The organism is Chryseomicrobium excrementi, from assembly GCF_002798305.1.
GTDB classification, from domain to species: domain Bacteria; phylum Bacillota; class Bacilli; order Bacillales_A; family Planococcaceae; genus Chryseomicrobium; species Chryseomicrobium excrementi.
In genome coordinates this window covers 500,594-512,469 of the sequence record NZ_PCGR01000002.1, presented here as the reverse complement: position 1 = coordinate 512,469, position 11,876 = coordinate 500,594, and the positions used below count along the sequence as shown (strand labels likewise).

Here is an 11,876-nt window from a genome sequence, read left to right as displayed (position 1 = left end):
CCGACCTCCGTTAATACTTAATTTCGCCATTAGCTACTTTAAATAAATACTGACCATACTCTGTTTTACTCAGAATTTCTGCAGACTGAATTAATTGTTCTTTTGAAATCCATCCATTTACATAAGCAATTTCTTCAGGAGCAGCAATTTTCATTCCTTGATGTTCTTCAACTGTTTTTACGAAGTTTGTAGCAGCAACTAGACTTTGGTGAGTGCCTGTATCTAACCATGTGAATCCACGTCCTAGTAATTCCACATCAAGTTCTCCTAATTGAAGGTAAGTTTCGTTTATTGAAGTAATTTCAAGTTCACCTCTTTCTGAAGGCTCAACGTTTTTCGCTATTTCAACTACGCGGTTGTCGTAAAAATAAAGTCCTGTAATTGCATAATTCGATTTTGGGAATTTTGGTTTCTCTTCTACACTAATAACTTTTCCTTTTTCATCGAACTCGACAATTCCGAAACGTTCTGGATCATTTACATGATATCCAAATACTGTTGCGCCAACCTCTTTATGAGCTGCATGTTGAAGTATTTTGCGCAGGCCACTACCATAATAAATATTATCTCCTAAAACCATCGCGACAGAATCATTCCCAATAAACTCTTCACCCAATACAAATGCTTGTGCCAAGCCATCTGGTGATGGCTGAACCTTATATTGAAGGTCAAGCCCAAATTGGCTTCCATCGCTAAGTAACGATTCAAATCTCGGTGTATCTTTTGGTGTGGAAATGATCAAGATCTCCTTTATACCAGCCAACATCAAAGTTGTTAGCGGATAGTAAATCATAGGTTTGTCGTAGATAGGTAATAGCTGTTTACTGGTAACCATAGTTAAGGGATATAGTCTTGTTCCACTTCCTCCTGCTAAAATAATGCCTTTCATTAATATTCCTCCATAGAGCTTCTTTTATTATAAAAATAGAGAATACTATCTTTAATAAATTTGAATTTGTAAATGAAATAGGAAATATAAATTAGAAGTATAATTAATACCATGATTTCCTTATTAAAAAATTGAATACTAATAATAAAAATAAAAATTATAGAGAGAGTTTTAAAATTTTCCATTTTATCAGAAATACCAAATTCATTTTGTATAACTTTATCAGCCAGTAAAGATCTAAATATCAACGTTACTAAAATGGAAAAAACTGCCATATTTAAACTATTGAATATTATAGTTGATAGTGTAATAGACAAAATGCTTAATAACACAGAGTAGATGTTAATTTTGAATAATTTATTTTCAAGCCTTAATGTTTTTAAATAAGTAAATAATAATAAATTAACTCTACCCTCAATTAGGAAAATAGGAAATAGAACAGAAAAATACATTAATGCAATTCTATATTCCGGTAGCCAAAATTCAAATAAATTGTAAAGTGGTAAAAATAAAATTAGAATTGGTATGGCAACAATAAAATAAATTCTGTTTGTATAAATATAAAAATCTTTCAATTCTGTAATTTTAGTTTTTCGTAATACAGGAAATAATACAATACTCATAGCATTAAAAAATATAAGGAATGTTGTTGAAATACTTAGTATAAGTGAGATTTGAGCAAATACCACTATATTCCAATTCAATTCTATACCTAACCTAATTATTCCGATTATAAGTAGGTTGGAAATATTAGCCACTAACAATTTAACTCCCGTCGATAAGTTTTCAAATATTTCGAAAAATTGATTTATGAAATTTTTTGGAGTCAATAATGTTATATCTTTGCAAATTATAATTGCATAAATTAGCGAAAATGCTTTACTAAGCAAATCTATGAAAAGGTATATCTTTAAATTAGTGTTATTGAAAATAAATAATAATACCAAACCAATAAGTAAACTGATTCTATCAAGATTATTAATTAATGCGAATTCCTTTATCCTATTGGTAGCTTGTAAAATAGAAACTAACATATTTCTCGTATTAACTAAAACCATAGCAACAAATACACATTTTAATATAAATATTTTTTTTTGATCATAGTCAAAGTAAGTAATGAGTGACATTAATATTACTAGTAAAATTAACTGGAATACAAACAGGAGCCAAAACTGTGAATAAAATGCTTTTCTGTTTAATTCTTCGTAATCACGGCCTCCCCATTTTAAATAGATCCCATCATTCCATCCTAAGTGCCCAAAACCTACGTATGTCAGATAAAGAAGATATAGCTGCCAGTAACCATAGTCTTGAACAGTTAATATTTTGGGTAATACTAGAATAAGTATTGCAGACGTAACAAGCACTAGCATATTTGTGGAAAATGAATACAAGAGATTCTTAATTATGGATTTCATTTCTTAATATTCTCCCCCTAATGAAAAATCTATTGAAATTACTCTTATACAATTCATAATTCACAATTTAAAATTACAGTTATATTATACTTTCAAAAAAGATATTATTCTTAAAGATAGGGGAGATAATATCTTCATCAGGAGATAAAACTAAATAGTACACACTGAGTAATAAGCCAAATATGATAATAACCATTAGTGAAATAACTTTACTTTTTCTTGGTAATGAAAAATATACATTAGAAAAAATTATAAAGTTAAAAATCATGATTATACGAAAGCCCCTTTCAAAAGTTCCATTAACAATATAAAAAGGGAATAATCCAATTAAATATATATTTAATTTATATATGATCATATCTAGTTGATTTACAATACCAATTTTAGTTAGATATTTTTTTGAGTAAAATACACCAGCTAATAATGATAATTGTATGAAGTACTGGATTAAGAACCCAAATTCCGCTCTATTTTCAAAGTAATGGGCAATCCGCTCAGACGGAACAAACAATATGAGTATATTCAAAAAAATATTTGTATAAGCAAATGGGGTTGCAATCAAGACCCAAATGCTTATTGTTTTAATTAATTTATATTCACTCATGTTGATCACAAATGGAATAAATATAAATACTATGGAAATAATATGAATGGAGCTAGCCACTGCAATAATAACAAAAAAAATAAGTAAATCTTTTTTTGTTTTTTTAAGCAAAAAATTTATTGAGAAAATTACTAAACTCATGGCTAGAAAATGTTTAATTTGAATTAAATCTAACAAAAATGGATAAATGAAATATAATACATAAACAATTTGTGGTTTTTTTGAATGTTTTTCTACAGTTATATATATTAAAAATAATGCAATTGAAGAAAATAAAGCCAAAAATTGTGTATAACTTAAACCAAAATACAATGCTATTTTAATTATGAAAATTAAACCGATTTGAGATGTTTGGAATCCAATGCCATTTAATCCGACGTATTCATATAAAAATTGATAGTTCTCTAAATCTGGATTTTCAATGTTCCCCCACAACAAAATCCACATATATGACAACATAGCTACTGAAAGGGTCCTAGATTTCCCTTTAAGGAAAGTTGTTATTATTAATAACAATAGTAGTATAATTCCAATAATAATATTCATCTATTACTCCATTTACCTCTATTATTAAAGATATTTTTTATATATTTGATACGATTCTTTCACCATATAATATTTTTTCTTTGACTCAATACTTTTTACACTCGCACTTTCATGATGAATTATTTTAATATTAGGATCGTATAGAGTTACACCATTAACACTTTCAACTTGATTTGAGAGTAAGGCTTCCTCTCCCCACATAAAAACTCTATCGTCTAATTTTTCGTAATGATTAAAGAAGTTATTACTTAGTACATAACAAGCACCAATTCCTCTCTTAATTTTCATTTGAGGATAACTATTGAGCTTTGGTTTTTGACTTGAAAGCTTTTTAATTAGAGTTTGATTAATAAATTTAAAAAATTGACCTATATAATAATTAGAATTATAAATTTGAGCTTTTAATTTTTCTGTTCTTGTAACCCTATGAATTACATGGGGGTTTTGTTGTCTACCGTCTTTAGTTATAATATTTGGAGCTATAACTAAAGTGTCGCTTTCTATATCAATTAGTTTAAGATTAAGAATAAATTCTTTTTCAAATGTTAAATCATTATTACCAATTATTAAAAATGTATTACTGTCTTTTGTGCATGAGATGATTCCTTCATTAAGGCCTTTGAAATATCCGACATTTTTTTCTAACCAAAGTACTTTAGTATTTTCATTTCGTTCAGCTATTTCGATTAGTCTATCTTTATCCTCCTTTTTTGAATCATTATCTACAATAATAATCTCAATCTGGTCACTTACATCCTTAGATAACTCATTAATACTATTAATATATTCTTGTGTGAACGTTGAACCATTATAGTTAACTGCTATAAATATAAATCTCAAAATGACACCGCCTATTTATTCCATATTTTCCTATTAATATAATCGGTATAAGAAATAATGATTTTCAAAACCTTCTCCCCAACATTAGGCATAGAGTAATCCGCCACTAAACAGAGAGTATTTAATTCCTGTGTTTCTAAAATCTCTAGCCCCTGCAAGATCCGTTCTTTCTCCAGACCAACCATCATAACAGCTGCTTCTTCCATTGCCTCAGGACGCTCATGGGCTTCACGAATATTTAGTGCACGGAATTGCAGAATTGATGACTCTTCACTGATAGTCCCACTATCACTTAGTACAGCTTTGGACTTGATTTGCAGTTTATTATAATCAATAAATCCTAGTGGTTTCAAAGTTTGGACGTTCTCATGAAACACAATGCCTTTTTCTTCAATCATATTCTTTGTTCTGGGATGTGTGCTAATTATTACAGGGTAATCGTACTTTTCAGCAATTGTATTTAATGTATCCATTAAGTTTAAGAAATTCTTTTCTGAACTGATGTTTTCTTCTCGGTGTGCAGATACTAAGAAATATTCATCTTCTTTTAAACCTAAACGAGTCAATACATCAGAATTCTCAATTTCTTCTTTTCGGCTTTCTAAGACTTCAAACATCGGACTACCCGTTTTAATAATCCGATCAGCAGGCAGACCTTCACGAAGCAAATATTCACGAGCAATATCTGAGTATGTTAAATTAATATCCGCTATATGGTCAACAATCTTGCGATTTGTCTCTTCTGGTACACGCTGATCAAAACAACGATTCCCTGCTTCCATGTGGAAGATTGGAATTTGACGGCGTTTTGCAGCAATTGCACATAGACAGCTATTTGTATCGCCTAACACTAGAAAAGCATCTGGTTGTACTTCTTCAAGTACTGGATCGATTTTGATTAGAATATTCCCCACTGTTTCGATAGCTGTGCCAGTAGCTGCATTCAAGAAATAGTCTGGTTTTTTCAAATTGAAGTCTTCAAAGAATACCTCGTTTAATTCATAATCATAGTTTTGACCTGTATGAACTAGAATATGCTCAATTGCATTCGATTCTTCTAACTTATTGATAACTGCAGAGAGACGGATAATTTCAGGACGCGTTCCAACAACAGTCATTACTTTTAATTTTTTCACATTAAACCTCCAAGAAATAGGTATCTGGATTTTCAGGATTAAATGGTTCATTCACCCACATAACAGTTACCATATCTGTTTCTCCCAAATTTTCGATATTGTGTGTATAACCAACAGGAATATCTACAACTTCTAATTTATCTCCACTTACAAAGTATTCGATAACCTTCTCTTCACCTGGCTTGCGGAAGCGAATAATACCACTTCCACTTACAACTAAGAATTTTTCGTTTTTCGTATGGTGCCAGTGGTTACCCTTTGTAATTCCTGGCTTAGAAATATTAATGGATACTTGACCTCTATCTACTGTTTTAATAAATTCTGTAAAAGAACCTCTCTGATCAACATTCATTTTCAACTCATAACTAAATTGATCTTCTGGTAAAAAACTTAAATATGTACTATATAATTTCTTCTCACATAGATCATCTAGTTTTGGAACGCTTTTATTTTCTCGTGAAGCTTTAAATGAATAAATCAAATCAACAATCTCGCCAAGTTTCTTTTTATGAACGACTGGTACTTCTCTGTAAAGAGTATCCATACCATCTAAGCATTTGATGAATTCATTAATTACGTCATCGATATAGACTAAAGTCAGTTCAACATTCGGATCATTAACTTGTATAGGAAGGTCATGAGCAATGTTATGACAAAATGTTGCAATCGCACTATTATAATTTGGTTTGCTCCATTTACCGAATACATTTGGTAAACGATAGATTCCACAATCAACATTATTATCATTAGCGTATTTTTCCACTGCTTCTTCTGCAGCTTTTTTGCTTCTACCATAAGGATTATCATTACTTGCTTGAGTAGATGAAGAAACTACGAGAGGAACGGTGTTGTTTAACTCGACCAGAGTTTCAATAATCTGTTGAGTGAAATCTTTATTCCCTTTTTCAAATTCACTTTCTAATATCGGACGATTAACACCAGCTAAATGAAATACAAATTCAGCTTCTTTTAAAATCGACTTCAATTCTTCTAGAGTGGTATCGCGAGTAATATGAGATTGATTTATAAAACCTTGATTCTTAAGTTCGCTTGTTAAGTTCTTTCCAATGAAACCGTTAGCTCCTGTAATAGCAATCTTTAACTCTTTGCTTGCCATTTGCCTAACTCCTCTTGAACATAATCTAAAGCTAATAATCTTTCTTTAATTTCAGTAATAGTAAGTCGGTGTGTGTTGTGCGAGTTGTATTCATGTTCTGTTGACAGCTTTTGATCACCCTCTACAAAATATTTATCGTAATTCAGATCACGCTTATCTGCAGGTACACGATAGAAGTCACCCATGTCTTGTGCAACGACATGTTCTTCTCGAGTTAGTAATGTTTCGAATATTTTTTCACCATGTCGAGTACCAATTACACGTACTTTATTATCTACATTAAATAATTCTTTCAAAGCAGTAGCCAGCTCACCGATAGTAGATGCAGGGGATTTCTGTACCATGATATCTCCTGCTTGAGCATTCTCGAATGCAAAGACAACAAGCTCTACAGCGTCTTCTAAACTCATTAAAAAACGAGTCATTCCTGGATCTGTAATTGTTAAGTCTTCACCAGCTTTAATCTGCTCAATAAATAAAGGAATAACAGAACCACGTGAGGCCATTACATTTCCATAGCGAGTTCCACAAATCAATGTTTTTTCTGGATCAACTTTATTTGCCTTCGCTACAAAGACTTTCTCCATCATAGCTTTTGAGATACCCATAGCATTAATAGGGTAGGCAGCTTTATCAGTAGAAAGACAAATAACTTTTTTTACACCTTCTTCTACTGCAGCTGTAACAACATTGTCTGTTCCAATAATGTTAGTTTTAACAGCCTCCATTGGGAAGAACTCACATGATGGTACTTGTTTCAACGCAGCTGCATGAAAAACATAATCAACCCCATACATCGCTGTCTTCAAGCTATCAATGTTTCTTACATCTCCAAGATAGAACTTCAACTTATCATCTTTATATTTTTTACGCATATCATCTTGCTTCTTCTCATCACGTGAGAAGATACGAATTTCTTTTACGTCTGTGTGTAAAAACCTTTTCATTACAGCATTTCCGAAGGATCCTGTTCCTCCCGTTATTAGCAAAACTTTCCCATTAAACATTTATCTATCTCCTACATTCTCTAAAAATTTTTTTGTTCTTTTATAGAATTCATCCACTGTAAATTTATTTTCAAATCTGTATTTTAAATAATCGTTGATTTCTATTTCAGTAATCTGTTTTTTTAGAGTTGATTTTTCCGAATTAATAATCATACCATTTATTTTATTATCAATATATAATTTGATATCACCAATATCATTTGTGAGTACTGGTGTTTTCAGAACAATTGATTCCAAAAATTTCGTAGGAAAACCTGCCTTATTAGCTAATGTATCTGGACGTATATATATAAAGAAGTGGGAATTATATATTAATTTTAAAGTCTCATTATGTGTCAATTTCCCATAGAAAATACAATTATTAATCTTCGGGATAGTACCATAAATCTTCTTATAGCGGCTACGAAATTCTAGCTCATCAATTCCAACTATATTTAAAATTTTCTTAGTAGACTTTAATTCACTAAATACACTTACAATTTTAGCTATGTCTTCTTTTTCGAAAAGTTTCCCAGGATTACCTGCATATGTAAAATGGATAACATCATTAGAAAGATTTTTAGTAGATTTTAACAAACTCCATTTATTGTCATGAGAGTTTAATAAATTCGGCAAATGCAATGTTTTAGTCTTTTCCTTATACTTCTCCTCTAAAAACTTACTTATAACAAAGAGGCCATCAAATTTTTCAAGTAAAATTTTCATTCTTATTTCCGTATCAATGTTTTTATAAATTTGGTAAATTCTATTGTGTCCTGAATTCAAACCAAACCACTCTGTAACATCACCGATTATTTTAATATTATATTTCCTAGCTAGTTTAACTAACCTCCAACTAGCTAGACTCGGATAATTATATAAAACTATGAATTTGAAACAATATCTGTTCGATAATTTTAGAATGTATTTTTCAATGAAATCAATTTTATAAATCTGTTGGTGTTCAGGGATTATATTAATATTTAAACCGTTGTCTTCATTATATGAATTATTATCTTGCCAAGTTGATACAAATTTAGTTTCATATCCAATTCTCTTAAATAGTTCTGCATTGCTTTTAACTCGTTGAGCCGCAGCTGAACCATCTGGAAAATTAAACCTACCTATATAAAGGATTGCATCTCTCATGTCACCACTCCACTATTGTGTTAATACTGTTATTTCACTCTTATTTAATATAATAGCGTTCTTTTCATATTCACCTTTTATTATAGCTCCAGCACCGACCACTGTGTTTTCACCAATCTTTGTCCCTCTTAAAATTACTGAATTTGCCCCTATCCATACATTATCACCAATTTGTATTGGGTCTGTCTTATATTTCATATCACTCACACCGTTTTCACTTCTAAAATCATGATCATGATCGAAAATCATAACATTAGGCCCAATCTGTACATTTCTACCAATTATTATTTGTTCATGAGAAACAATCATAGAGTTATAATTTATAAAAGTATTGTCTCCTATAGTTATTTTTGCAGCTTTTCTTAAATGTATTTTCACGCCACTTCTAATTTTCAAATTTTCACCAAAAGTTAACTTAGATTCTTTCGATAATTGTATATTTGTCAATGGAGATATAAAATTAAGATAATGAAATTTAAATGAGTTTATATGTAATAGTTTTAATGATGTGAATTTCACACTATTACAAAATATATAAAAAATAGCGTGTAGGTATTTAGTCATTAGTATTAATTTCCTTTAGGTATTTTTTTACTACAATATTTCTATTAAAATTCAATTCAATATGTTGTCTTGATAATAAACCCATTTCAATCTTTTCATCATTGTCTTTATTTATAAATTTATCTAAAGCTTTGACTAAGGATTCAAAGCTTTTTTTCTTAAATGTATAACCATTTTTACCAGTGATTGTTTCCCTGCATCCTGCGATATCCGAGGCAATCAATATTCTTCCCATAGCTCCCGCCTCTAATAAGACATTCGATAACCCTTCACCACCATGAGAGGGCTGGATTAAGCAATGTGAATCTACTATGAAAGGCTTTACATCTTTTTGATAGCCATGATATGTAATTACCCCTCGATCATTTAGATCGTCAATCCATTCTTTATAATGAGAATGTGTCGATTCAATAAATCCGACAACGTTAAATTTCACATTCTTATGTTCTTTCTTTATCTTTTCAGCAGCTTTTAGATATTCCTCAATTCCCTTATCTTTCATTATTCTACCGATAAATAAGAAATTGACGGTATCTCCTTCTGGTAGAGGATGGAATTTAAATTCATCAAGATTTACTCCAGAACCCGGAATTAGTTTATAATCACCTCTAATAATTCCTCTACTAGTCAATTCTTTCATATCTTCAGTATTTTGAAAGAATACACAATTAGCTTTCTTCAATCCTGCTTTATATAGTTGAGTCAGTACGTTTCTTAAAATCGGATTTCCATTGAAACCACTACCTAGACCAGTTATGTTACTTATATAAGGAATCTTTAAGATTCTGCATGCTAATCCACCATACAAGTTAGGTTTAATGGTATATGTAAGAACAACATCTGGCTTAACACTTCTAAGAATTTCGATATAATGTTTAACTAACTTTGAATCAGTTACTGGGTTGGTGCCTCTCCGATCAACATTAGTTTCAATAAACTTACAGCCCCAGCTCTTCATAATTTCAACTTTTTCATCATAAGGAAGAGAAACGTATACTTCATGGCCATCATCTAACAATTTCTTTATTAACTCTTTTCTAAAGTTATATATAACGAAACCATGATTACCCAGTAACATTATTTTTTTCTTCATTTAATTGCCACCTATCATAGACTTCTTTTTATTGAATTAACAAAATCAGCAGTTTGATACTTTTCATTATCTTCCTTAACATAAACCAAATTCCCAAACATTTTATTCACAACATTAACACGTGAAACAAGTAAAAAAATCAAGGGATTAAATAAGCGGGTCAAAAGTATTTTTTTCCCTTGTTGCTCAGCAGCTAATCGAACCAATTCACTTGTATTCACATATTCACGATTTTGAGGCAGAAATAGACCTCGATCTTGACTATCTGTTACTAATCTTATGAATTCACTTAAATTATCAATAAACAGCATACTGCGTTGATTATCGTAGGCTGGAAAGATTGGAGTTAATTTTGCTAGCTTTAGTAACTTCGGAAAATTCCCCTTGGAATTAGGACCATAAATCATTGGAGGTCTTACTACTGCTACTCTAAAACTCTCATCTTCAATTTCGTGTAACAGTTTTTCAGCTTGTAACTTACTATCTCCATAAAAATTGCTCGGATTAGGTGCTTTGTCTTTAGTGATGACATTTAATTCTTTATCTCCATCACCATAAACAATGATGCTACTCATAAAAATAAAATGCTTTACGCCATTGTTTTTTGCATGTTTAGCTATTTTAATTGTGAGGTCGCGATTTACCTTATAGTACAAGTCTTCCATTTTAGGATCAGTCGATACATGTGCAATTCCTGCAACATGAAGCACACAATCATACCCACTAAAATTATGCTGCTTCCAGTCATCACCGCGCACTGAAATCGCTTCAACCTGATACTCATCCGGCCATTGGCTAACCCACTCCATGAACTTAGTACCCACATAACTATTCTTTCCGGTAATCAGAATTCTCTTCATCGTAATGGCCTACTTTCTCTCTTCCAGCTGCTTCACCACTTCAGACTTCCCTTCAACAACCCCATCACTCTTCAAAACACTCAAGATTGTCAAAAAGAAACACTTCGTATCCATCCACAAACTTTTCTTCTCCACATACTCTCCATCTAACTTCGCCTTCACATCAATCGGCAACTCATCGCGCCCATTAATCTGTGCCCAACCCGTCAATCCAGGAGGTACATCATTGGCTCCATACTTATCACGTTCTTCAATCAAATCATATTGATTCCAAAGCGCTGGACGCGGCCCGATAATACTCATCTCACCACGGAAAATGTTCCAAATTTGAGGTAATTCATCCAATGATGATTTACGCAAGAATTTTCCGATTTTCGTAATGTATTGATCGGGGTTTTCGAGTAAGTGTGTAGGTGAATCTTTTGGCGTATCAATACGCATTGTGCGGAACTTCAAAATATTAAATTGTGTTTTATTTAAACCTACTCGTTTTTGTTTGAACAATATAGGCCCTTCAGATTCTTTCTTTATAAGAATAGAAAGAATCATAAAAACAGGTGATAGTAAAATCAATGCAATTCCTGAAAGTACGATATCAATAATTCGTTTAGTAATCTGATACATATGTTCCACACTTCCCCTCACAAAGAAACGCACACCGGTCCACAAATCTC

12 protein-coding genes are annotated in these 11,876 nt (G+C 31.3%); all 12 read right to left on the bottom strand.

All coding sequences use genetic code 11. From position 1 onward, the window contains the following. Positions 1-10: 10 nt before the first annotated feature. Positions 11-889, bottom strand: coding sequence for a glucose-1-phosphate thymidylyltransferase RfbA (gene rfbA, locus CQS04_RS07125; protein ID WP_100353467.1), 879 nt, complete (start codon positions 887-889; stop codon positions 11-13). Then, positions 889-2,307: an MATE family efflux transporter gene (locus CQS04_RS07120; RefSeq protein ID WP_100353466.1), complete on the bottom strand. Its 1,419-nt coding sequence runs from the start codon at positions 2,305-2,307 to the stop codon at positions 889-891. The genes rfbA and CQS04_RS07120 overlap by 1 nt, the downstream gene beginning before the upstream one ends. A 79-nt stretch (positions 2,308-2,386) precedes the next feature. Continuing rightward, positions 2,387-3,457, bottom strand: a complete 1,071-nt coding sequence (locus tag CQS04_RS07115) for an EpsG family protein (RefSeq protein ID WP_100353465.1) — start codon at positions 3,455-3,457, stop codon at positions 2,387-2,389. A gap of 24 nt (positions 3,458-3,481) precedes the next feature. Next, a complete protein-coding gene (locus tag CQS04_RS07110) occupies positions 3,482-4,297 on the bottom strand; it encodes a glycosyltransferase family 2 protein (protein ID WP_165775481.1) in 816 nt (271 codons plus the stop codon). Between the two features lie 11 nt (positions 4,298-4,308). Then, entirely contained in the window at positions 4,309-5,433 is a 1,125-nt protein-coding gene (gene wecB / locus CQS04_RS07105; protein WP_100353463.1) for a non-hydrolyzing UDP-N-acetylglucosamine 2-epimerase, read from the bottom strand. Position 5,434: 1 nt separating this feature from the next. Further along, positions 5,435-6,550: a polysaccharide biosynthesis C-terminal domain-containing protein gene (locus tag CQS04_RS07100; protein WP_100353462.1), complete on the bottom strand. Its 1,116-nt coding sequence runs from the start codon at positions 6,548-6,550 to the stop codon at positions 5,435-5,437. Then, complete coding sequence (locus CQS04_RS07095) at positions 6,532-7,557, bottom strand: polysaccharide biosynthesis protein (RefSeq protein WP_100353461.1); 1,026 nt, start codon at positions 7,555-7,557, stop codon at positions 6,532-6,534. Before CQS04_RS07095 ends, CQS04_RS07100 begins: the two co-directional genes overlap by 19 nt. Further along, positions 7,558-8,685 carry a glycosyltransferase gene (locus tag CQS04_RS07090; RefSeq protein WP_100353460.1) on the bottom strand — a complete coding sequence of 376 codons (1,128 nt, stop codon included), beginning with the start codon at positions 8,683-8,685 and terminating at the stop codon, positions 7,558-7,560. A gap of 12 nt (positions 8,686-8,697) precedes the next feature. Continuing rightward, a complete protein-coding gene (locus CQS04_RS07085; protein ID WP_100353459.1) occupies positions 8,698-9,249 on the bottom strand; it encodes an acyltransferase in 552 nt (183 codons plus the stop codon). Next, complete coding sequence (locus CQS04_RS07080) at positions 9,242-10,342, bottom strand: glycosyltransferase family 4 protein (RefSeq protein WP_100353458.1); 1,101 nt, start codon at positions 10,340-10,342, stop codon at positions 9,242-9,244. Before CQS04_RS07080 ends, CQS04_RS07085 begins: the two co-directional genes overlap by 8 nt. 14 nt (positions 10,343-10,356) lie before the next feature. Then, complete coding sequence (locus CQS04_RS07075) at positions 10,357-11,202, bottom strand: NAD-dependent epimerase/dehydratase family protein (RefSeq protein WP_100353457.1); 846 nt, start codon at positions 11,200-11,202, stop codon at positions 10,357-10,359. A 9-nt stretch (positions 11,203-11,211) separates the two neighbouring features. Further along, positions 11,212-11,826 carry a sugar transferase gene (locus CQS04_RS07070; RefSeq protein ID WP_100353456.1) on the bottom strand — a complete coding sequence of 205 codons (615 nt, stop codon included), beginning with the start codon at positions 11,824-11,826 and terminating at the stop codon, positions 11,212-11,214. Positions 11,827-11,876 lie beyond the last annotated feature (50 nt).

Bases quoted from the DNA above. Each gene is read 5' to 3' on its own strand.
- CQS04_RS07085 (WP_100353459.1), bottom strand. From the start codon at position 9,249: ATGACTAAATACCTACACGCTATTTTTTATATATTTTGTAATAGTGTG.
- CQS04_RS07070 (WP_100353456.1), bottom strand. From the start codon at position 11,826: ATGTATCAGATTACTAAACGAATTATTGATATCGTACTTTCAGGAATT.
- CQS04_RS07120 (WP_100353466.1), bottom strand. From the start codon at position 2,307: ATGAAATCCATAATTAAGAATCTCTTGTATTCATTTTCCACAAATATG.
- CQS04_RS07090 (WP_100353460.1), bottom strand. From the start codon at position 8,685: ATGAGAGATGCAATCCTTTATATAGGTAGGTTTAATTTTCCAGATGGT.
- CQS04_RS07075 (WP_100353457.1), bottom strand. From the start codon at position 11,202: ATGAAGAGAATTCTGATTACCGGAAAGAATAGTTATGTGGGTACTAAG.
- CQS04_RS07100 (WP_100353462.1), bottom strand. From the start codon at position 6,550: ATGGCAAGCAAAGAGTTAAAGATTGCTATTACAGGAGCTAACGGTTTC.
- rfbA (WP_100353467.1), bottom strand. From the start codon at position 889: ATGAAAGGCATTATTTTAGCAGGAGGAAGTGGAACAAGACTATATCCC.
- CQS04_RS07095 (WP_100353461.1), bottom strand. From the start codon at position 7,557: ATGTTTAATGGGAAAGTTTTGCTAATAACGGGAGGAACAGGATCCTTC.
- CQS04_RS07080 (WP_100353458.1), bottom strand. From the start codon at position 10,342: ATGAAGAAAAAAATAATGTTACTGGGTAATCATGGTTTCGTTATATAT.
- CQS04_RS07115 (WP_100353465.1), bottom strand. From the start codon at position 3,457: ATGAATATTATTATTGGAATTATACTACTATTGTTATTAATAATAACA.